Raw genomic sequence first — 21,573 nt, 5'->3', positions numbered from 1 at the left:
GTCCGCTTAGGCCAGATCTGCCGACGTTCGCTCCTGCAATGTCCGGCGCAGCCGCCGCATCGAATGGCCGGCGATGCTGAGCCGGGTCCCGGCGTAGGGAACGCCGCCGCGGAACCGGCACCCCACCGCAGCCCAAATACAGACCGCCCGCTCAAGGACCCACACCGGTGCCCACAGCGGGGTTTGCACCCGGAAGACTTCCCGGCCGGAAGCACGCCGGCGTCCGGCCTCGGCCGCCAGGACGCTCAGCCCAGCCAACGCCGCCAGTCCTGCGGGTTTCCGCGCCAACAACAGCAGCAGCGGCAGCAGCGCCGCTTCAAGGAGGAACCGGCCGGGCTGGGCAAAATCGTCGTAGGCCTGGCGCACCCGCTGATGCCGGAAGTGCGCAGCCGAACAGGGGACCCGAGCCACGAACAGGGCATCGGCCCGGACTTCGCGGCCTCCCCCTGCCCGGACGGTTCGGAGAAGTTCCAGGTTTTCGAACAGTACGTCGCCGCTGTAGCCGCCTGCCTTGAGCAGGGTTGACCGGCGCAGGCCCAGCGTTCCGGGGTAATCGGAACCGAAGGCCCGGTTGATCAGCATCCGCGCCGTATCCCACTGGGCATGCCACGGAAGCGGATCCGGAAAGTAGTTTTGGGGCCGCACAATGTCTGCACCGGCGAGCAGATCCACCACGTGCTGCAGGGTTTGGCGGGTGTACCGCACGTCGTCGTCGGCAATCACCAGGCGTTCAAAGGTGCTGAGCCGAACTCCGGTCAGGACACCTTCCACCTTGCCGTTGGAACAGCCCAGATTGAATGGCCGGCAGTGCTGGACCATTTCCGGAAAGGCTTTGGCGTGGGCGGAATAGAAGGGTTCCTCCGATCCGTCCACCACCATGACCGGGATCCATCCGGCCAGTTCTTCCAGATACGCGCACAGAGATTCCAGACCGGAATCATCGGTCCATTTCAGCGGCAGGACATATCCGGCATCAATGAATGTTGGCCCTGTGCTCACCGGCGCCTCCTCCTGTCCTGCGGAAGCAGGCACCGCCCCGTCCGGAGCAGTGCCTGCCGGGGTTGGCCTTATTCCTTGTGCAGCTTGTCCTGAATGCTGCCCGCGGCCTTTTCCACCACGTTAGGGAGGTCGGTGGTTCCGTAATAACGGGCGTCCACGCGGGTGGGCGCGGGCATCGGGGCCGACGTCGTCGGACCGTCGTGGTAGCTGAATTCGCCCAGGCCGTCCGGGGTGGGACCGGAAGCCCAGGATCCTTCGGAGGCTGCCTTTCCGTCGGAGAAGTTCAGGTACTGGTAGGACACCGTACGCTCTTCCTTCTTAATCGGGAAGTTGGACGGCACCGGCAGGGATTCGGAGCCTTCGGCCTGCAGTTCCTTCGCTGCCGCCAGCCACTGGTTCTGATGCATGGTGTCGCGGGCCAGCAGGAAGGAGAGCATATCCCGGACCCCGTGGTCATCGGTCATGTGATAAAGCCGGGCGACCTGCAGCCGGCCCTGCATTTCCGCATTGGCATTGGCTGTGAAGTCTGCCAAAAGGTTGCCGCTGGCGGTGATGTAACTGCCCTGCCAGGGGTTGCCGTTGGAATCCACCGGCCGTGCCCCCGCGCCGGCCACGATCGCCTGCTGCACATCCATGCCGCCGACCACTGCTGCAACGGTGGGGTCGGACTGCACCGCGTCTTCGGTGATGCCCAGCGGTGCTTTCTCCAGCAGCTGCGCAATCATGATGGCCAGCATCTCCACGTGGCCCATTTCCTCGGCGCCGATTCCGTACAGCAGGTCACGGTATTTTCCGGGGATATGGGAGTTCCACGCCTGGAAGCCGTACTGCATGGCAACGGTGATTTCGCCGTACTGGCCGCCGAGGACTTCCTGGAGCTTGCGCGCATATACCGCATCCGGCTTTTCGGGTGTCGCCTTGAATTGAAGTTCCTGCTTATGGAAAAACATGCATACCTCCACCTACGTTTCGGACTTTTTGTTCCTGACATCACCCCGGGAATGACTGCAGACGGTTCAATCCGGGCGGCTTCCCCAAAAACTTATCAGCAGGCTTACTATTTTGGCCATGCCTGCCCATATGGTGGAGCAGCGACCCCTCCCCGGATGCGGGTCAGTCCCGCCGGCCGGGTGGATTGTAGCTATTGCCGAGTTGGTCAGCGAGGCCCGAAAGCAGAATAGTCAACCCCTGGTCCAACTCACCTGCCCCGTCATACTCTGCAAGAACGGGCGCCAGCGCCCGGAGGTTGGGGAATTCCTTCGGAGGCAGCCGGTGCAACCCAAGGCGCAGAATGGCTTCCTGTTCTTCAGGGTCCACAACCAGCTCCTGAAGCTCATTCAGGATGTGACCGTAGAGGAACGCATAGAAGGCGCGGTAAACATGGAGGGCGCCTTCCGGGGAGAAGCCTGCTCCTACCAGCAGTGCCAGGATCTGTTCCAGCGGCCGCAGCGTCCCCAGCGGACGCAAACCCAGCGGCGTGGACAGCGGCCGCGTTACCAGCAGCGGGACCGCCTTGGGGTGGCGCAGTGCCAACACACGGATGTCGTGGGCAATGCGGCGCAGTTGGGTTTGCCAGTCCTCGTCCCCGGCAACGATGGTCAGTTCATCGAAGACCCGCTCACTGACGCCGTCGAGCAGGGCCGCGCGGTTCTTTGCGTACCGGTAGAGGCTCATGGGATCGCAGTGAAGTTGCTGCGCCAGACGCCGCATGCTCAGCGCTTCGAGTCCTTCAGCGTCCACCATGGCAAGGGCGGTCGCCAGGACCAGATCCCGGCTCAGGCGGGGCTTCCGAGGGGCCGTCCGGGTAGGCGATTCGTGGGCTTCTGCCATGGAGTCTTCCGTCCTTGATGGTTGCGGGGAGCGAACTCCCAGTCTATAACCACGCTTGCTAATGCGTAGGTCTACACCTAGAGTCTACAGTGTAGATAGACCGTCGACACCGGTACCCGCGCTTGAACCCCGGAAGGGGAAACTCAATGGAAACCCAAGACCAGATCCCTCAATTCCTCGCTGAATGCACCATACGAGGCCTCGATGAGAGCGACATCCTGCCGGTTGCCGATCTGTACGGCATGTACATCATCTGGTGCGAACAACACGGGGCTGACCCGCTGGCCGGCCAGCTCTTCTCGCAGGCAATGCGGAAGGAAGGACTCGCGGCCGGGACCTCACGCAAGGAACGGGTGGTCAAAGGTGTGATGGCCACCGGCCCGATTCCGATCCAGTACATCCTTGAGACCGATAAAGCTCCCAGCCCGAACAGCCCGTTGGGAATGCTCCCAGGGTGATCCTGCCCCTTCTCCCACCCACTCGTGAGTACCGCCGGCCACTGGTGACCGTGAATTTCCTCGCAGCATACGGCTGACATCCGCTTGACGGCGGGGAATGCACCGAAGGGTATCCAGCCCCGCTTCCTAACTTAAAAGTATGAAGATCTCTCCGCTCGCCGCGGCCGGGCTGGCAGCCGGAGCGGCCGCCGTTGCAGGATTGGCCGCCGCTGCATCGTTGCACTGGGATCGCCGTGTATCGGCACTGCTCATTCGCGGAGTGTTTTCCGGTGCCGGCATGTTTCAGAAGAAGGACCGGCCCTCCATTGCCGGTTGCAAGGTCACCAGGCACCGCGAACTGCAGTACCTCGGCTCCGAGGGCCAGCCGTGCCTGGATCTGTTCCTTCCGGACACGGTCCGGAAACCACTTCCCGTGGTGATGTGGATTCACGGCGGTGCGTGGATTTCCGGTTCAAAGGAAGATGTGGCGCCGTATCTGAAGGTTCTTGCCGGGTACGGTTACGCCGTGGCGGGTGTTGGATATTCGATCGCACCGAAGGCGGTCTATCCCACCGCCATCAAACAGCTCAATGCGGCGCTGGGGTTTATCCGTGAACACGCGGACCGCTACGGACTGGACCCGAACCGCATCGTCCTTGCCGGTGACTCCGCCGGAGCTCAGCTCGCCGCACAGCTGGCGCTGGCCATCACCAATCCGGAGTACGCCCGCCAGACCGGAGTTGTCCCGGCTGCCGCGCCTCACCAGCTGCGCGGAATCCTGCTGAACTGCGGCGTCTTCGACTTTCCTTCCATCGCCCGGCTGGCCGGACCCATAGGCTGGGGCCTGCGAAAGGCTCTCTGGTCCTACACCGGGTCCCGGAACTGGGCCTCCACCGCTGCCGCGGAGCACATGTCCATCCTGCAGCAGGTGGATCACCGCTTTCCGCCCACGTACATTTCCAGCGGAAACGGTGACGACCTAACCCTCACCCAGTCCATCCCGCTGGCCGACCGGCTGGAGGAGCTTGGGGTCCCCGTGGTCCGCCGGTTCTGGCCGAAAGAGTACAAACCGGCCCTGGGACATGAATATCAGTTCCAGCTGCACCGCCCCGAGGCCGTGGAATCGCTGCACGCGACCGTTGCGTTCCTGGCGGACGTCACCGGTGTGTCGGCTCTGCCCGGGGTACCGCCGGAAAAGGTTGCGACCGTACATGAGGAACTCGGCGAGGACCTGCACCGCCTGGAAGACCGGCTCGCCGCCTAGCCATTCGCTGCAGGAACCTGCAAGGACTCAGCTCCGGACGATAATCACGTCCAGGTTCCGCGGACCGTGCACGCCCTCCACCCGTTCCAGTTCAATGTCGGAAGTGGCGCTGGGTCCGCTGATCCAGGTCAGGGGACGCGTTCCGTCCAGCCGGCGCAGGGCTTCGGGCAGGATGCCGGCCACGTCCCCTTCGCGGACCACGCAGATGTGGTGGTCGGGAACCAGAGTGATGGCCCGCCGGCCCTGGTTTGGGCTGGCATCCAAGATGATCGTGCCGGTTTCCGCCACCGACACGGCACTGCCGGTGACGACGGCGTCCACTGCATCCAGCTCCGCCACACTCAGCGGCGCTTCGGCGGCATCAGTCCGGCGCCGTCCGGGAGCCAGGGTTTCAGCGTCGGCCAGCCAGGAGTCGTCGAGCCCGGCCGGAACCACGTAGCTGGCCGCGTCCAGGAGCAGCTCGGCAATCCGCGGCGCCAGTCCCGCTTCATCCACCACGGTAACGCCCGCTTTGTAATCGACCAGCCGGTCCACGAGCATGTCGATGCGCTCGTCGGCATTCATGCCGGAGTCCCCGCGGTAGGTGCGCGGGATTTCCGGTGCCTCCGGGTGATCCCGCAGGGCCGAGCGCAGCCGGTCCAGGATGTCTTCGCGCGCGCTCATACCTGTTCTCCTGTGGTGGTGGAATCCTTGTGGTCCTTCGCCCACCAGTCCCGGAAGGATTCCGCGGGCGGAGCCGGAATATCCCGGCTCTGCGTCCAGCCGCCGACAAGGCCGGGCAGCTTGGTGATCTTTTTCTTGCGTCCGGCAGCAATCCGGCCCAGCGGCAGCCCCTTTTCCAGCAGTCCAAGGTGCTTGCCCGAAGAGAAGGCCCACGCGGCGCCCTTCATCATCAGGTCCATTTGGGAGGGCAGCTTCTTCTTGCCCCGCTTGCTGTCCACGTCCTCCGCGCGCAGGTGCACCAGGATTTCGGGGATGTTGATCTTCACCGGGCATGCGTCGTAGCAGGCACCGCACAGCGAGGAGGCGTACGGCAGCGAGTTGTTTTCCTCGGACGTAATCCCGGTCATCAGCGGTGAAAGGATTGCACCGATCGGCCCCGGATACGTGGACCCGTAGGCATGTCCGCCGGTGCGCTCATAGACCGGGCACACGTTCATGCAGGCCGAGCAACGGATGCAGTGCAGCGCCGAACGCCCCATCTCATCAGCCAGCGCGGCGCTGCGGCCGTTGTCCAGCAGCACCAGGTGCACGTTCTGCGGGCCGTCGCCTTCGGTCACGCCGGTCCACAGCGAGGTGTAGGGGTTCATCCGCTCCCCCGTGGAGGAGCGCGGCAGCAGCTGCATGAACACTTCAAGGTCCTGCCAGGACGGCAGGAGCTTCTCCACACCCATGACGGTGATCAGGGTTTCCGGCAGGGTCAGGCACATGCGCCCGTTCCCTTCGGACTCGACGACGGCGAGGGTCCCGGCGTCCGCGATCGCGAAGTTGGCGCCGGAGATGGCCACCTTCGCGGAGAGGAACTTCCGGCGCAGGTGCGCCCGCGCGGCCTCGGCGAGCTTCGCCGGGTTGTCGGTGAGCGCGGGATCGACGTCGGGCATTTCCCGCAGGAAGATGTCCCGGACCTGGGTGCGGTTCTTGTGGATGGCCGGAACCAGAATGTGGCTGGGCTTGTCATGATCCAGCTGGACAATGAGCTCGGCCAGGTCGGTTTCAAATGCGGCGATGCCCTGTTCTTCCAGGTACTCGTTCAGGCCGATTTCCTGCGTGGCCATGGATTTGACCTTGACCACCTCGTCCGCGCCCTGTTCGCGGATCAGGTCACGGACAATCTCATTGGCTTCGGCGGCATCCCGGGCCCAGTGGATAACGCCGCCGCGGGAGGTGAAGTTGCGTTCGAACTGTTCCAGGAGCTCGGGAAGCCGTGCCATGACGGCCTGCTTGGTGGCGCTGCCGGCGTCGCGCAGGTCCTCCCAGTCCGGCAGTTCGCTGACTACGCGCAGGCGCTTGTCGCGGATCGTGTGCGTGGCGTGGCCCAGATTGGCGCGCAGCTGGCTGTTGCCCAGTTCCCGCTTGGCGGCCGACGGGAAGGACTCGGTGGCGTTGAGGTTGCCCTGTCCGAAGACGGGCAGCGTTGGCATGCCCAGGTACGTGGTGCTCATCGGGAAGCCTTTCCGCTCACCAGGACGTCTCCGGTGACGGATACCGGATTCTCCCGGGTGCTGGCGAGGATGTCCGCGAGGTGCAGGGTGGTGACGGCGCTGCCCTGCCGGGAGAGCCCGCCGCCGATGTGCAGCAGGCAGGATGCGTCGCCGCCGGCGCACAGCTCGGCTCCGGTGGATCTGATGTTTGCTGTTTTGTCCTCCAGCATGGCCGTGGATACATCCGCGTTCTTCATGGAGAAGGTTCCGCCGAAGCCGCAGCACTGGTCCGCCTGGGGCAGCGGCTGCACGGTGATCCCGCCAACGCTCTGGAGCAGGTTCAGCTGACGGTCTCCCAGCCGCAGCAGGCGCATGCCGTGGCAGCTGGGGTGGTACGTGACGTTGTGCGGGAACCAGGAGCCCAGCTGTTCGGCGGCGTTGGTCACGCCCAGCACATCGGTCAGGAGTGCGGAAAGCTCGTAGGTTTTGGCGCCCGCCGCCTCGGCGCGGGCTTCCAGCCCGGCATCGCCGCAGGACCGGGCCACCATCGGGTGCTGATGCTTCACGGAGGCGACACAGGAACCGGAAGGCGCGACGGCGACGTCGTACTCCTGCGATTCGAAGGCTTCAATGTGGTTGCGGACCACGGGACCGGCTTCGGGCAGGTAGCCGGAGTTCACGTGCATCTGGCCGCAGCATGCCTGGCCGGCCGGGAACACCACTTCGTGGCCCAGCCGTTCGAGGATGGCCACCGTTGCCCGGGCGGTGCGCGGATACATCGCGTCCACGATGCAGGTGGCGAATAAAGCAATTCTCATGGCTTGCCTTTCAGCGGGGCAGCACCCCGAACGTGTGGTCTGACCATAGTAGAGCATGTAGGGCACGTCACGTCCAAGCCCCGATGTTCTGGTGACTACCATCACAGAAACCAGGAACTTGCGCTAGTATCGGTGTTGGTCAGACCACAGTGGTCTGACCATCTTCTTGTCCGAACCTATGCGGAGGACCCCGTGGAGTCGTTCATACCCAGCACCGATCCAGTGCTCAACAGTGTTGCCGTCTCGGCGCTGGTGGCCGTGGTGCCGCTGCTGACCTTCTTTGTGCTTCTGGCCTATGTGAAGGTCAAGGCCCACGTCGCGGGCGCAATTGCCCTGCTGGTCGCCCTTGCCGTGGCTGTCTTCGCCTTCCAGATGCCGGCGGGCCTGGCAGTGCTCTCAGCCACCCAGGGCGCTGTGTTCGGCGCCTTCCCGGTGCTGTGGATTGTCATCATGGCCATCTGGCTTTACCAGATCACCGTGCTCAGCGGCCGGTTCGAGGACCTGCGCCGGGTGTTCGACGTGATCGGGGGCGGGGACGTGCGGGTGCAGGCCATCCTCGTGGCCTTCTGCTTTGGCGGACTGCTGGAAGCACTGGCCGGCTTCGGTGCACCGGTAGCCATCACCGCCACCATGCTCGTGGCACTGGGGATCAAGCCGCTCAAGGCAGCCGCAGCCGTCCTGGTAGCCAACACCGCTCCGGTCGCCTTCGGCGCCATGGCCATTCCGATCACCACGGCCGCCTCCCTCACCGGCCTGGATGCCGGGCACATCGGCATGGTGGTCGGCCGCCAGGCACCGCTGCTGGCGGTCTTCGTCCCGCTGATCCTGGTCTTCATCCTCGACGGCCGCCGCGGCGTTAAGGACACCTGGCCCGCCGCCGTCGTTACCGGTGTTGCCTTTGCCCTCGCCCAGGTCCTGTGCTCCACCTTCTTCTCCTACGAGCTCACCGACATTGTGGCAGCGCTGGCCGGCCTGGGTGCCGCCGTCGTCTTCCTGAAGTTCTGGCAGCCCAAGGGCCTGGAGTCCGCCCGCGAGCGCATGGGCCTGCCGGCCCTGGCAGCCGCCGGTTCCGGTTCCATCAACGCCGGCTCTGCCGGGGCACGCGGCCGCAGCACCGCAGCAGTAAAGGACGGGGACTCGCTGACCCGCTCCCGCACCCTGCTGGCCCTCTTCCCCTATTTCCTGGTGATCCTGATTTTCGGCATCGCCAAGCTGTGGAAATGGGGTGCGGACATCCCCTCGCTGCTCGCCTCCACCGATATCAAGGTCCCCTGGCTCTGGCTGCACGACCGCCTGCTCAGCGATGCCGGTGAACCCGTGTCCTCCACCATCTACACCTTCAACTGGCTCTCCAGCCCCGGCACGCTGCTGCTGATTACCGGACTGATTGTGTGCGCGGTTTACGCCAAATACGACGACGGCGGCCGGTATGCGATGACGGTCGGCAACGGTGTGGCAGACATTTTCCGGACGGTCTGGAACATGCGCTGGGCCGGCGCAACCATCCTCTCCGTACTGTCCCTGGCCTACGTCATGAACTTCTCCGGGCAGACCGTGGCCATCGGAACCTGGCTGGCCGGAACCGGCGCGTTCTTCGCCTTCCTCTCCCCCGTGCTGGGCTGGATCGGCACCGCCGTCACGGGTTCGGACACCTCGGCCAACGCACTCTTTGCCCGGCTGCAGCAGACGGCAGGCATTGAAGCGGGCATTGATCCGAACCTGCTGGTGGCCGCGAACACCACCGGCGGCGTGGTGGGCAAGCTGATCAGCCCGCAGAACCTCGCCATTGCCGTCACCGCCGTGAAGCTGGACGGCCAGGAATCGGTGCTGCTGCGCAAGGTCGTGGGCTGGAGCGTCGGCCTGCTGCTGGTGCTGTGCACCCTGGTGTACCTGCAGTCCACGCCGGTCCTGGGCTGGATGCTGCCGTAACTGTTCAGCCGGGCAATGAAAATGCGGGGCCGGAGTTATCCGGCCCCGCATTTTCGTTAATCGGGTTTGTCGCAAAACGACGACCGCAGTCCATGGGCTTGGCAGCGTCGCGGATAGCCGCCGCATCTGCCGCCTCCGGCAGCCGGCACATGGCAGGATGGAGCGGTGACAGACCAACCGCGCCGCAGCTATGACCTGCTGCTGGAAAACATCGAAGCAGACCTCCGCTCCGGGGTCATCTCACTGGGCGACCAGCTGCCCGGAGAGCGGACGCTGGCCGAAACCTACGGCATTTCCCGGGCCTCGGTCCGGGAAGGCATCCGCATCCTGGACGCCATGGGAGTACTGCGCTCATCGTCCGGATCCGGCCCCAAGTCCGGAGCCATCATCATTTCCGAGCCGTCTGCAGGGCTTTCCTCCGCCCTGCGCCTGCACATGGCCAGCAGCCGGCTGCCGGTGGCGGACATTGTCCAGACCCGGGTGCTGCTGGAAACCTGGGCAGCCGCCGCTGCCGCAGCCCGCCCGCCGTCGGACTCCGCGGAGGAAGCCCTGGCACGCGCCGCAGCACTGCTGGAAGCAATGGATGCCCCGAACATTGAGCGCGAGGCCTTCCACCTCCTGGACGCCCAGTTCCACGTGCAGCTCAGCTCGATGGCCGGCAATGCAGTCATTGAAACCATGATGGCCTCCCTGAGCGGAGCCATCAGCGGGTACGTGAAGAACGCCGTGGACGTCATGGAAGACTGGCCCGCGGTGATGAAACACCTGCAGGCCCAGCACCACGGGATTTATGACGCCGTTGCCTCCGGCCGGGGCGATGACGCCGCCCGCCTGCTGCGCGAACACATCGAATGGTTTTACGCGCAGATCCCGGACGCGGAGAACATCGGCAGCTCCGCGGCGGAGAAATAGCCAACATGTGGTCTGACCAACTTTCGCCCAGCCGTGATCAGGCCTACATTTAGAGGCGGAGCACCGCGGCTCCCAGGATCGGTTGGAACAAAAAATGAGCCTTCACACGGAAGCCCCCGCCCCTTCAGCGGCCTCGGTAGCTGACCTCGGCACCGAGAACATCAGCACCCGGGACATCGACCGGCGCAAAATGGCCCACGATGCCTCCCACTACCTGTTGATCCCCGAGGCGGTGGCCACCCCGCGCACTGCCGAGGATGTGGCCGTCCTGCTGCGGCGGAGCAGAGAACTGCGGATTCCGGCAACCTTCCGTTCCGGTGGAACTTCGCTGTCCGGCCAAAGCCAGAGCGACAGCCTCCTGATCAACACCCGCCAGCATTTCCGCGGCATCGAAGTGCTCGACGGCGGTGCCCGGGTCCGTGTGCAGCCCGGCGCCACCGTCCGCGCCGTGAACTCCCGGCTCGCCGCGCACGGACGGAAGCTCGGCCCCGACCCCGCCTCCGAAATCGCCTGCACCATTGGCGGCGTGGTAGCCAACAACTCGTCCGGCATGGCCTGCGGCACTGAATTCAACACGTACCAGACCATCGACTCCATGGTGCTGATCCTCGCGTCCGGAACCCTGATTGACACCGCAGCCCCTGACGCGGAAACAAAACTGCGCACCCTGGAACCCGAACTGTTTGAGGGTCTGCTGCGGCTTCGCGGACGCATCGTTGCCAACCCCCAGTCCGTAGCCACCATTGAGCGGCTGTTTTCCATGAAGAACACCATGGGCTACGGGCTCAATGCTTTCCTGGACTACGAAAGTCCGGTGGACATCCTGTCCCACCTGATGGTGGGCAGTGAAGGCACCCTGGGTTTCGTGGCCGAAGCCACGTTCCGGACCGTGCCGGCCCTGCCCAAGGTGGCCACCGGCCTGATGTTCTTCGACTCGCTGGACCGCGCCGCCACCGCCCTTCCGGAGCTGGTGGCGTCCGGCCTTGCCACCATTGAACTGATGGATTCCACCTCCCTGCGTGTGGCCGCTGCTGATCCCACCGCCCCGCCGGAACTGCGCGGACTGGACATCGTTTCCCACGCCGCCCTGCTCGTGGAGCACCAGGGGCGCACGGCCGAGGAACTGGCGGAGAAGCGCGAAGGATCCCGCGCCCTCTTTGAATCACTCGCCCTGGCCGTCCCCTTTGCGATGACCGACAATGCCAAGGACCGCGCTGCCATGTGGCACCTGCGCAAGGGCCTGTACACCACGGTTGCCGGCGCCCGCCCTTCCGGGACCAATGCCCTCCTGGAAGACATTGTGGTTCCCGTGCCAACCCTGGCTTCCACCTGTGCGGAACTGTCCCGTCTCTTCACCGAACACCGCTACCAGGACTCGGTGATTTTTGGCCACGCCAAGGACGGCAACATTCACTTCATGCTCAACGAGCGCTTCGACGACCCCGTTGAGCTGGCCCGCTACCAGGCATTCACCGAGGACATGGTGGACCTGGTGCTCGGCAACGGCGGCTCGCTGAAGGCCGAACACGGCACCGGCCGAATCATGGCGCCTTTTGTCCGCCGGCAGTACGGCGACGAACTCTACGAGGTGATGTGCCAGCTGAAGGCACTGGTGGATCCGCCGAACCTGCTCAACCCCGGCGTCATCATCAACGATGATCCGGCGTCCTACATTGCGGATCTGAAGGTGGCGCCCACCGTGGAGGCGGAGGTGGACCGCTGCGTCGAGTGCGGTTACTGCGAACCCGTTTGCCCCAGCAAGGATCTGACCACCACGCCCCGCCAGCGCATTGTGCTGCGCCGCGAGATTGCCGCCGCCGAGGCCCGCGGCGATGCCGCCCTGGCCAAGGAACTGCGCAAGGACTACGAGTATGACGGCGTCCAGACCTGCGCAGCCGACGGCATGTGCGTCACGGCCTGCCCGGTTCTCATCAACACCGGGGACCTGGTGCGCCGGCTGCGCAAGGAAAACGCGAACGCGGTAGCCGACACCGGATGGAAGACCGCCGCCGAACACTGGTCAACGGTGACCGTGGCCGGCGGCAAGGCCCTCAGCCTGGCCAACGCCATGCCGGCGCTGCTGCCCAAGGCGGCCACCGCCGTCGCCCGCGCCGTGGCCGGTACCGAAAATGTTCCCGCCTATGAAACCGTGCTGCCCGCCGGGGGCTCCGAGCGGACGCCGCGGGAAGATCCCAACGCCGTTGCCGTCTATTTCCCGGCCTGCATCGGCACGATGTTCGGCCCGGCCGGCGGCGGCGAAGGCGTCTCAGCGGCCTTCCTGGAGCTGTGCGGCCGGGCAAACATCGGCGTGCGCATTCCCTCGGGCATCGGGGACCTGTGCTGCGGCACGCCGTGGAAGTCCAAGGGCTTCGCCAAGGGATATGCGGCAATGACTGAACGCGTGCTGGCCAACCTGTGGAATGCCACCGGCGGCGGCGCGCTGCCCGTGATCTGCGACGCCGCGTCCTGCACCGAGGGCCTGGACACCATGAAGCGGCTGGCCGGCGAGAGCCCGGACTATCCCGGGCTGCAGTTCATTGACTCCGTGGACTTTGTGCGGGACGAAGTCCTGCCGCAGCTGACCGTAACCCGGAAACTGCCGTCCATGGCACTGCACCCCACCTGCTCCTCCACGCAGCTGGGCGCCAATGACGCCCTGCAGGTGATTGCCCGGGCCACGGCGGATGAAGTGTTCGTGCCGCCGAGCTGGGGCTGCTGCGCCTTCGCCGGTGACCGCGGGCTGCTGCATCCGGAGCTGACGGCCTCGGCCACGGACACCCAGGCAGCAGAAATCAACGAACGCGAGTTCGCCGCCTACGCCTCGGTGAACCGGACCTGTGAAATCGGCATGTCCAAGGCGACCGGCCACACGTACCGGCATGTGCTGGAGTACCTGGCGGAGGCCACTCGATAAGTCCGGGCATCCGCGACCGGATGACGAGGCCGCGGCCCGGGGAAACGCCGAACGGATGACCGGAAAGAAGGAACCGCACATGCATGAGAACCAGACAGTGGACCGGCTGCGCAGCGAGGGGTCCCTCGGCTTTGGTACGGCACCAATCGGCAATCTGTACCGCGCTGTTTACGACGACGTGGCCCGCGCCGCAGTGGAAGCTGCCTGGGAGCACGGCATCCGGTATTACGACACCGCGCCGCACTACGGTCTCGGAGCGGCGGAGCGCCGGCTCGGAGACGTACTGTCCGGCCAGCCGCGGGACAGCTATCTGCTCTCCTCAAAAGTGGGTCGGTTGCTGCGTCCCAACCCGGCGCCGCAGGGGCGGGACCCGGAGGGCTTTGACATGCCTGATGATCTGACCAGGGTCTATGACTATTCCCGGGACGGGGTGCTTCGTTCCATCGAGGAAAGCCTGGACCGGCTGGGCACCGACCGGCTGGACGTGGTGTATATCCATGACCCGGACGAGTACTGGGAAGAAGCCATCTCCGGTGCCGTCCCCGCCCTTGCGGAACTGCGGGACCAGGGCGTCATCGGGGCCTACGGTGCCGGCATGAACCAGTCCGCGATGCTCGAACGCTTTGTGCGGGAAGCGGATCTGGACCTGGTGATGCTGGCCGGCCGGTACACCCTGCTGGAACAGTCCGATTCGCGCAGTCTGATCGAGGCCTGCCGCGAGCGCGGTGTGGGCATCGTGGACGTGGGCGTGTTCAATTCCGGCCTGCTTTCCAAGGCCCGCCCGGCTTCCGATGCCATGTACAACTATGCGCCGGCCCCTGTTGCCATGCTGGACCGCGCCAATGCCCTGGCCGACCTTGCCGAGAAACACGGAACCACTCTTCCGGCCGTTGCCATGGCTTTCCCCTACCGGGAACCTGCGGTGGTTTCGGTGGTCCTGGGCATGCGCACGGCCGAACAGGTGATGCAGAACGTCCAGCTCCACCGTGAACCTGTCCCCGACGTCTTTTGGCAGGAAGCAGCGGCGCTCGGCTACATCAGCTGAAGACACCCCCTGCGGCCCGCACCGACTGCGGTCAGGACTCCGAGGGCAGCGTGGGCGGAAGCTCGGGCAGCTCCTGAAGCGACCACTGGTTGCCGTCGGGATCACTGAAGTAGACAAACGTTCCCCACTCCAGCGGAGTGATCTCGCTGGCTGCCACCCCGTGGTCCACCAAATGCTGCCGGGCATCGACCGCACTCGGGACCACCACCTGGATGCGCTGGGTTCCCGGCTCCATGTCAGTGGTCCCCGGGCCAATCACCACGGAGCAGGCAGACCCGGGCGGCGTGAGCTGCACGAAACGCAGCTCTGGATTCACCCGCTCGTCGAAGTCCGCGTTGAACCCCACTTGGTCCACATAGAAGGTTTTGGCGGCGTCGACGTCGGACACCGGTACCGGCACGAGCTCAATTTTCCAGTCCATGCCTCGACACTAGAAGCCGTTCCCGGCCCAAAGGATGTCCTTGCGGTCAGCTCCGGTCCGTGGCCCCGCCGAGATGAGGGAGGGAACGAGGGACGGAAGAAGGAGGTGCTGCGGAATAAGCCCCGCCCCACCCGCGTTGCCGCCTATATGACAGAGCAGAACGTAACCCCCGTCCCCCCGACCATTGATCTGTTGGACCTGGGCACGGTCCGCCGTCTGGGCTTCGGCGCCATGCGCATTGTCGGCCCCGGCGTCTGGGGCGAACCCGAAAGCCGCGGCACCGCCGTCGACGTCGTCCGCCGGGCCGTCGAGCTGGGCGTCGATTTCATTGACACCGCAGATTCCTACGGCCCGACCGTCAGCGAAGAAATCATTGCTGAAGCGCTGTACCCCTACCCCGACGGCGTGCGTATTGCCACCAAGGCCGGCTTTGTCCGCACCGGACCCGATGTCTGGGTGCCGCTTGGCCGTCCCGAATACCTGCGCCAGCAGGTGGAGCTGAGCCTGCGCCGCCTGAAGGTGGACTCCCTGGACCTGTTCCAGCTGCACCGCATTGATCCCACGGTTCCGGCCAATGACCAGTTCGCCGTGATGCGCGATCTGCAGCAGGAGGGCAAGGTGAAGGCCCTGGGCCTGTCCCAGGTGTCGGTGGAAGAGCTGAAGGCTGCCAGCGAATACTTCACGGTGTCCACCGTGCAGAACCGCTACAACCTCACTGACCGCTCCTCCGAAGACGTGCTGGAATACGCCGAGGCCAACGGCATCGGCTTCATTCCGTGGGCTCCGATTTCCGCCGGCGAGCTGGCCCTGCCGGGCGGGCCCGTAGCCGCAGCCGCCGAGCGACTGAACGCCACAGAGTCCCAGGTGGCCCTGGCCTGGCTGCTGCGCCGCTCCCCCGTCATGATGCCCATCCCGGGCACCGGCTCCATCAAGCACCTCGAGGAAAACCTCGCTGCTGCTGATCTGGTGCTGGATGACGCAACCTATGAAGAGCTCAACGCCGCCAGCAAGTAACGCTGCGGCAAGCTCCCCGTCCGCCCGCGGACACCAAACTTCCCCACCCTTTCGCAATTAAAAGGAGAACTTATCCATGGCTAATATCCTCATGGTCGTTTCAGCAGCCGATTCCCTCACGATGAAGGACGGCAGCGAGCATCCCACCGGCTTCTGGGCCGAGGAACTCGTTGAGTCGCACCGCGTCCTGCGCGAGGCCGGGCACACCGTGCGCATCGCCACCCCCAACGGCACCAAGCCCACCGTGGACAAGGTCAGCCTGGATCCGTCGCAGGCCGGCGGAGAAGAGCGGGCCACCGCCTTCACCAACTACCTCTCCTACATCGACGCCGAGCTCTCCTCGCCGCTGGTGCTCGCCGACGCGGACATCACGGAGTACGACGCCGTTGTCATGCCGGGCGGGCACGGCCCCATGGCGGACCTGGCCTTCGACAAGGACCTGGGACGGATTCTCATTGCAGCCGACAACGACGGAAAGATCATCGCTCCGTTCTGTCACGGCCCGGCAGGTTTGCTGAGCGCCGAGACCGAAAACGGCGACTTCGTCTTTGCCGGCCGCAAGCTGACCGTCTTCACGGATGAAGAGGAACTCAATGGCGGCACCGGGGAAAACACTCCCTGGTTCTGCGAGGATGTCCTGCGCAACAAGGGTGCCATCGTGGAATCCGGCCCCGCCTGGACCAGCTTTGTGGTCCGCGACCGGAACCTGATTTCCGGCCAGAACCCGCAGTCCAGCGAAGACGTGGCCAATGCCGTGCTCTCCGCCCTGGGCGAGTAAAGCACCATGACCGTCCTGATTGCCGGCTGCGGCGATCTGGGCACGGAAGCCGGCCTGCGGTTCGCCGCGGCCGGCTTTCCCGTGCTCGGATGGCGCCGCTCCCCCGAGAACATCCCCGCCCCGCTGACCGGACAGGCCGCGGACCTCACCGGCCGCAGCGGTGAGTTGCCGCGCATTCCGGCGGACACCGACGTCGTCGTCATTGCGGTGGCTGCCGGACAGCGCAGCGAGGAGGCCTACCGGGCCGCGTATGTGGACGGCACGGCGAATGTCCTGGACGCGCTGGACCGCGACGGCGTGCATCCGCACCGGATCCTGTTTGTTTCCTCCACGGCGGTGTACGGCGACGCCGACGGGCAGGAGGTGGACGAGGAAACTGAGCCTGCGCCCGCCTCCGCAACCGGCGCGGTCATCCTCGAAGCCGAGGAACTGCTGCATTCGCGGCGGCCGGACGCCGTGGTGCTCCGGCTGTCAGGAATCTACGGGCCGGGACGCACCCGCCTGATTGATTCCGTCACGGCCGGCACCGCCGCGGTTCCCGCCTCCCCGCAGCTGACCAACCGGATTCACCGCGACGACGCCGCGGCCGCCATTGTGCATCTGATGACACAGGTGCCGGGGCCGGAACCGCTTTATGTAGGCGTTGACGACGAACCCGTTGACCTCGCCGAGGTGCTGAGGTTCCTGGCCGCCGAGCTGGACCGGGAACTGCCGGCCCCGCAGGAGACCGACAGCAGCCGCGGCGGGAACCGCAGGCTGAGCAACCGGCGGCTGCGGGGCACCGGCTTCGAGTTTGCGTATCCCACGTTCCGGGAAGGGTACCGCGCGGTGCTCGCCGGAACCGGCGTCCGCCACCCCTGACCGGCCGGCATTTCAGCGGCTGGCCTCCGGTCCGTCAGGCCAGCCGGGCAATGAGGGTGTCAGGGAAATCGGTAATCACCGCGTCCACCCCCAAAGCCAGGACGGCATCCATGTCAGCGGGGGAATTCACGGTATAGACCCACAGGCCCAGTCCCGCTGCCCGCACGGCGGCTGCGCCGGCCGGCGTCAGGCCCACATGGGATGCCACTATGCCCTGCGCATATCCGGCGCCTTCAGCCAGCAGGTCCGCGTCCGGAACCTCCTCCACCAGCTGCCAGGCCGGCACCTGCGGAGAAAACCCCGCGAAGGTCCGCACTGCGGCAGGATCGAATGAACTCACCGTGACCGGGTGGTGTTCCCTCAGCCGGGTCCACTCGGGACCGGCCAGCGCCGCAGCGACGGCCGCTTCCACCCCGGGGGAATCGGCCGGGGCTTTCAGCTCCAGGTTGACTCCCAGGCCGGAGCCGACGGCGTCGGGCAGTTCGTTGAGGAAAACGATGGGCTCCCCCTTGAACTCCTCGCCAAAATAGCCGCCGGCGTCCAACCGGCGGAGTTCCGCCGCTGTGAAGGACGTGATCGGATCATCGGCGCGGTCCGGGAAAACCTGCGCAATATTGGTGGTCCGGGCGCCGGTGCCGTCATGGAAGAGGAATAATTCTCCGTCCGCGCTGAGGCGGACATCGGTCTCAACCATGTCGGCACCGGATGCCCGGGCCCGGGCAAAGGCGACAGCTGTGTTCTCAGGGGCTGATCCGCTGTTCCCCCGATGTCCAACTACCAATGGCCTGCTGGAAGCTGCCGTTCCGCTACGTGCCCTGTTTTTCATATGTTAATTACTTCACCGAGTTGTTGTAGTTCTCAACCTCGGCCTTGAGTTCGTTCACTGAATCCGTCAGCTCGGTCTTGCTGTCCCCGCCGAGCAGGGCTCCCTCCAGGGCATCTTCGGCGGCCTTCCGTGCCTGGGGCATGGAGCCTGCGGAGCAGCCCTGGGTGGCGGCGGTCAGCTCGGTGTCCTCAAGCTGCTGCACGGCCACATCAAACTGGGGGTACTGCTCACGCCAGGCCACGTCCTTGGGGTCGTCCAGGGCGCTCTTGGAGATCGGGAAATATCCCGTTCCGGTGTGCCAGGTGGCCTGGTTGGCCGGCTCGGCCAGGAACTGCATGAACTGCCAGGTGGCTTCCTTCTCGGCGTCGGAGTGCCCGTCACCGGAAACCCACAGCGAAGCTCCGCCGATGATCGGCCCGGACTCGTTCTCCTTGATCTTCGGGTAGTAGCCGACTCCGAGCTCAAATCCCTGCTCGTCCGCTGCCTTCTGCATTCCCCGCAGCGCACCGGTGGATTCCAGCGTGATGCCGATGGTGCCGCTCTTGAAGGCGTTCTGCGCGTCGGGCAGGGCGCGGCCGGTATTGCCTGCCACTCCGGTGTCCACCAGCGACTTCCACCAGTTTGCAAACTGCACTGCGGTGTCGTTGTTGAACGAGTACTCGTCCACCCGCTCACCGCTGCGGCCGTTGTCCGGGCTGCAGTACAGCTCACCGTTGGCGGCGACTTCCTGCTCCAGCAGCCAACCGTAGATGGCTGCATTGAAGCCGAATTCCGCGGGCCCGCCGTTCGTCTTGGACAGCTTGTTGGCAGCGTCGGTGATGGCATCCAGCGTTGCCGGCGGCGTCTCGGGATCCAGGCCCGCCTTCTCGAACAGCGTCTTGTTGTAATACAGGACGGGCATGGACGTGTTGAAGGGCATTGACCAGAGGTCATCGTCGATCGAGTAGTAGCCGGCGATGTTGGGCTGCAGATCGGAGACGTCGTATTCGTCCCGGTCAATAAAGGCCTGTGTGGGCAGCACGGCGCCCGAATCGATCATGAACTGGGTGCCGATGTCATAGATCTGCACCATGCTGGGCGTGCTGTTGGACTGAACCGCGGCCTTGTACTTGGTGATGGTGGTGTCGTAGTCGCCCTGGAAAACACCTTTGACCTCAATCTTGCCCTCATTGGCAGTGTTGAAGTCGGTGATCAGCTGGTTCAGGGTCTCACCGTTGGTGCCGTCCATCGAATGCCAGAAATTGACCTCGGTGACGCCGTCGGCCTTCTCCAGCGCGTCGGCGGCCGGGGCTTCCCCTGCCGCTCCCGCGTCACCGCCGCTGCTGCCGCATGCGGACAGCGTCAGAGCCAGTGCAGCGGCGCCGGCAGCCATCATTGGCAGGCAGCGCCCTCGACGTGTGGTTCGCATTGATTTTCCCTTCAAAGGTTTGTTCCGAAGCGGATGCTCCGGATGGTTCCACAGGCGCAGTGGCCTATGGGTGCTTATTTGATGGATCCCGCGGTGAGGCCGCGGACAATGAAGCGCTGGCCGAAGATCACCAGCAGCAGGGTGGGAATGATGGCCAGCACCGTGCCGGCGAGGACCAGGCCGGCGTTGAAGTTGTCCGCCGACCGGAGCTGGGTGATGCCGATCTGGACGGTCTGCATTTCCGGAGTCTGGGTCACCAGCAGCGGCCAGAAATACATGTTCCACGCCGAGAGGAAGGACCAGATTCCCAGTGCGGCCAGGGTGGGCTTGGACAGCGGAACCAGCACGGACCAGAGGAACCGGAAATGTCCGGCGCCGTCGATGCGGCTGGCTTCCCATAGTTCCACCGGGAAGGACATAAACGCCTGGCGCAGCAGGAAGATGCCGAATCCGTGGGCCAGGAACGGGAGCACCAGGGCCGGCACCGTGTTGATCAGTCCGGCTGAGGACATGGTCAGGTAGTTCGGGATGATGATCGCTTCGGCGGGCACCATCATGCTGCACAGGAACAGGCCAAACCAGAATGCCTTCCAGCGCACCTTCAGGAACACCAGGGCGTAGGCGGCCAGCAGTGAGGTAATCAGTTGTCCGGCGGTGATCAGCCCCGCCATGACCACGGAGTTCAGGTACTGGCGGGCAAGCGGAATGTTGTCCAGGGCGCCGGTGAAGTTTTCGAACTGGAATCCGTGCAGCGGCCACAGGGATGCCGGATAGGCGTTGATGTCCGCCGGGCCCATGAAGGAGCCAACAAATCCGAAGTAGACCGGAAAGAGAACGACGACGGCGCCCAGGGTCAGGGCGGCGTAGGACAGGACACGGCCCAGCGTGAGTGGGCGCCGCTGCCGCTTCAGCGGTGCAGCGGCACGGCCCTCGGACCTCCGGGCACCGGTCGTCCGGGGTGCGGCTGCGGAGACAGTTGCGCGGCTCATCGGTAGAACACCTTTCGTTCCAGGACGCCGAATTGGACCGCGGACACCGCAACCACGATGATCAGCAGCACGACGGCCTGGGCGGAGGCATAGCCGAAGTTTGAATTATTGTTCGCGAAAGCCTGCTCGTAGATGGAGTACACGAGCGTGGTGGTGCTGTCCTGCGGGCCGCCCTTGGTGAGGATGTGAATCTGCCCGAAGCTCTGCAGGGCGTGGATGGTTCCGGTCACCAGCAGGAAGAACAGCTGCGGGGTCAGCAGCGGCATGATGATGGAACGCTGCATCCGCCATCCGTGGGCGCCGTCCAGCCGGGCCGCCTCCACCACGTCCTCCGACACGGCGCCGAGTCCCGCGGAGAGGACCAGGAGGTTGTAGCCCAGCTGCATCCAGACCGTGGCCAGTGAAACGGAAACCAGTGCCCAGGCGGGATCCGTGAGCCATCCCACGCGGTCCAGTCCGAAGAAGCCCAGCATCCCGTTGAGCACTCCCGTGGCCTGGTTGAACATCACTCCGAAAATTACGGATGCGGTGGCCACCGAATAGGCGAAAGGCAGCGCAAAGGCCGTACGGAAGAACCGGACGCCTTTGATTTTCTGGTGCAGCAGCAGGGCGAGGCCCAGTGCAATTGCAATGGAGGGGATCACCGTCAGCAGCGTAAAACCGAGGGTTACTCCCATGACGGTCCAAAAACCGGAATCGGTAAAGAGCCGGGTGTACTGGTCGAAACCGACAAAACCCGAAGGCCTGCCAAAGAGGTCGCTGCCCTGGAAAGAGAGGAAAACCGACCGGCCCAGCGGGTAGAAAAGGAAGAGTGCAAAAACCAGCAGGGCGGGAACCAGATACCACAAGGCCCTGATGCTGCCGCGGTCCGCCGCGAGCCGCGGCGCTGCGGGCGAAGGCGGTGTTTCCAAGGCTGGTTTGCTGATGGAACTCATGCTTCGGTGTCCGTGAAAGCGGGGTTTGAGGCGGTGCGTGGACAGCGGACGG

The 21,573-nt window shown here is 65.0% G+C and carries 20 protein-coding genes; 9 read left to right on the top strand and 11 right to left on the bottom strand.

Features of this window, described 5'->3' with window-relative positions:
- Positions 1 to 6 precede the first annotated feature (6 nt).
- The 3 genes from AC4D2W_RS11105 to AC4D2W_RS11095 form a co-directional block, all read right to left on the bottom strand.
- Positions 7 to 999 (bottom strand): glycosyltransferase family 2 protein, encoded by a 993-nt coding sequence (locus AC4D2W_RS11105; protein ID WP_490926967.1) that lies wholly within the window; start codon positions 997 to 999, stop codon positions 7 to 9.
- A gap of 68 nt (positions 1,000 to 1,067) precedes the next feature.
- On the bottom strand, positions 1,068 to 1,949 hold the full coding sequence (locus tag AC4D2W_RS11100) for a manganese catalase (protein WP_490926966.1): 882 nt from the start codon (positions 1,947 to 1,949) through the stop codon (positions 1,068 to 1,070).
- Between the two features lie 163 nt (positions 1,950 to 2,112).
- On the bottom strand, positions 2,113 to 2,829 hold the full coding sequence (locus AC4D2W_RS11095; RefSeq protein ID WP_490926965.1) for a TetR/AcrR family transcriptional regulator C-terminal domain-containing protein: 717 nt from the start codon (positions 2,827 to 2,829) through the stop codon (positions 2,113 to 2,115).
- Positions 2,830 to 2,975: 146 nt separating this feature from the next.
- Between AC4D2W_RS11095 and AC4D2W_RS11090 the strand changes: the two genes are divergently transcribed.
- Together AC4D2W_RS11090 and AC4D2W_RS11085 are read left to right on the top strand one after the other, a co-directional pair.
- Positions 2,976 to 3,287 carry a primase-like DNA-binding domain-containing protein gene (locus tag AC4D2W_RS11090; protein WP_490926964.1) on the top strand — a complete coding sequence of 104 codons (312 nt, stop codon included), beginning with the start codon at positions 2,976 to 2,978 and terminating at the stop codon, positions 3,285 to 3,287.
- 139 nt (positions 3,288 to 3,426) lie between these two features.
- Complete coding sequence (locus tag AC4D2W_RS11085) at positions 3,427 to 4,530, top strand: alpha/beta hydrolase (RefSeq protein ID WP_490926963.1); 1,104 nt, start codon at positions 3,427 to 3,429, stop codon at positions 4,528 to 4,530.
- Between the two features lie 27 nt (positions 4,531 to 4,557).
- On the opposite strand, the gene AC4D2W_RS11080 is transcribed toward AC4D2W_RS11085, so the two are convergent.
- From AC4D2W_RS11080 to AC4D2W_RS11070, 3 genes are read right to left on the bottom strand one after another with little or no spacing between them, the layout of a single operon-like run.
- On the bottom strand, positions 4,558 to 5,193 hold the full coding sequence (locus tag AC4D2W_RS11080; protein ID WP_490926962.1) for a LutC/YkgG family protein: 636 nt from the start codon (positions 5,191 to 5,193) through the stop codon (positions 4,558 to 4,560).
- Positions 5,190 to 6,692, bottom strand: a complete 1,503-nt coding sequence (locus AC4D2W_RS11075) for a LutB/LldF family L-lactate oxidation iron-sulfur protein (protein WP_490926961.1) — start codon at positions 6,690 to 6,692, stop codon at positions 5,190 to 5,192. The genes AC4D2W_RS11080 and AC4D2W_RS11075 overlap by 4 nt, the downstream gene beginning before the upstream one ends.
- On the bottom strand, positions 6,689 to 7,489 hold the full coding sequence (locus tag AC4D2W_RS11070) for a (Fe-S)-binding protein (protein ID WP_490926960.1): 801 nt from the start codon (positions 7,487 to 7,489) through the stop codon (positions 6,689 to 6,691). The genes AC4D2W_RS11075 and AC4D2W_RS11070 overlap by 4 nt, the downstream gene beginning before the upstream one ends.
- A 192-nt stretch (positions 7,490 to 7,681) precedes the next feature.
- Here AC4D2W_RS11070 and AC4D2W_RS11065 point away from each other — a divergent pair, with 192 nt between their 5' ends.
- The 4 genes from AC4D2W_RS11065 (at position 7,682) to AC4D2W_RS11050 (ending at position 14,289) form a co-directional block, all read left to right on the top strand.
- Positions 7,682 to 9,418: an L-lactate permease gene (locus AC4D2W_RS11065; RefSeq protein WP_490926959.1), complete on the top strand. Its 1,737-nt coding sequence runs from the start codon at positions 7,682 to 7,684 to the stop codon at positions 9,416 to 9,418.
- Between the two features lie 165 nt (positions 9,419 to 9,583).
- Positions 9,584 to 10,330 carry a FadR/GntR family transcriptional regulator gene (locus AC4D2W_RS11060; protein ID WP_490926958.1) on the top strand — a complete coding sequence of 249 codons (747 nt, stop codon included), beginning with the start codon at positions 9,584 to 9,586 and terminating at the stop codon, positions 10,328 to 10,330.
- 94 nt (positions 10,331 to 10,424) lie between these two features.
- Entirely contained in the window at positions 10,425 to 13,244 is a 2,820-nt protein-coding gene (locus tag AC4D2W_RS11055; RefSeq protein WP_490926957.1) for an FAD-binding and (Fe-S)-binding domain-containing protein, read from the top strand.
- 79 nt (positions 13,245 to 13,323) lie between these two features.
- Complete coding sequence (locus AC4D2W_RS11050; RefSeq protein WP_490926956.1) at positions 13,324 to 14,289, top strand: aldo/keto reductase; 966 nt, start codon at positions 13,324 to 13,326, stop codon at positions 14,287 to 14,289.
- Between the two features lie 31 nt (positions 14,290 to 14,320).
- Here AC4D2W_RS11050 and AC4D2W_RS11045 read toward each other — a convergent pair whose 3' ends face one another.
- Positions 14,321 to 14,710 carry a VOC family protein gene (locus AC4D2W_RS11045; protein ID WP_490926955.1) on the bottom strand — a complete coding sequence of 130 codons (390 nt, stop codon included), beginning with the start codon at positions 14,708 to 14,710 and terminating at the stop codon, positions 14,321 to 14,323.
- Positions 14,711 to 14,857: 147 nt separating this feature from the next.
- On the opposite strand from AC4D2W_RS11045, the gene AC4D2W_RS11040 reads away from it, so the two are divergent.
- The 3 genes from AC4D2W_RS11040 (at position 14,858) to AC4D2W_RS11030 (ending at position 17,363) form a co-directional block, all read left to right on the top strand.
- Complete coding sequence (locus AC4D2W_RS11040) at positions 14,858 to 15,724, top strand: aldo/keto reductase (RefSeq protein ID WP_490927425.1); 867 nt, start codon at positions 14,858 to 14,860, stop codon at positions 15,722 to 15,724.
- 76 nt (positions 15,725 to 15,800) lie between these two features.
- Positions 15,801 to 16,502, top strand: a complete 702-nt coding sequence (locus AC4D2W_RS11035; protein WP_490926954.1) for a type 1 glutamine amidotransferase domain-containing protein — start codon at positions 15,801 to 15,803, stop codon at positions 16,500 to 16,502.
- 6 nt (positions 16,503 to 16,508) lie between these two features.
- The gene (locus AC4D2W_RS11030; protein WP_490926953.1) at positions 16,509 to 17,363 is read left to right on the top strand and encodes an NAD-dependent epimerase/dehydratase family protein; all 855 of its coding nucleotides are present in this window, start codon (positions 16,509 to 16,511) and stop codon (positions 17,361 to 17,363) included.
- A 34-nt stretch (positions 17,364 to 17,397) separates the two neighbouring features.
- Here AC4D2W_RS11030 and AC4D2W_RS11025 read toward each other — a convergent pair whose 3' ends face one another.
- The 4 genes from AC4D2W_RS11025 to AC4D2W_RS11010 form a co-directional block, all read right to left on the bottom strand.
- Complete coding sequence (locus AC4D2W_RS11025; protein ID WP_490926952.1) at positions 17,398 to 18,189, bottom strand: glycerophosphodiester phosphodiesterase; 792 nt, start codon at positions 18,187 to 18,189, stop codon at positions 17,398 to 17,400.
- Between the two features lie 7 nt (positions 18,190 to 18,196).
- Positions 18,197 to 19,597: an ABC transporter substrate-binding protein gene (locus AC4D2W_RS11020; protein ID WP_490926951.1), complete on the bottom strand. Its 1,401-nt coding sequence runs from the start codon at positions 19,595 to 19,597 to the stop codon at positions 18,197 to 18,199.
- A gap of 74 nt (positions 19,598 to 19,671) precedes the next feature.
- A complete protein-coding gene (locus tag AC4D2W_RS11015) occupies positions 19,672 to 20,586 on the bottom strand; it encodes a carbohydrate ABC transporter permease (RefSeq protein WP_490926950.1) in 915 nt (304 codons plus the stop codon).
- The gene (locus AC4D2W_RS11010) at positions 20,583 to 21,521 is read right to left on the bottom strand and encodes a carbohydrate ABC transporter permease (RefSeq protein ID WP_490926949.1); all 939 of its coding nucleotides are present in this window, start codon (positions 21,519 to 21,521) and stop codon (positions 20,583 to 20,585) included. Before AC4D2W_RS11010 ends, AC4D2W_RS11015 begins: the two co-directional genes overlap by 4 nt.
- Positions 21,522 to 21,573: the final 52 nt, after the last annotated feature.

It is taken from the genome of Arthrobacter sp. TJ-58 (assembly GCF_058269295.1).
Note: the sequence above shows the minus strand (reverse complement) of the source record. Positions and strands in the feature narration are given on the sequence as shown.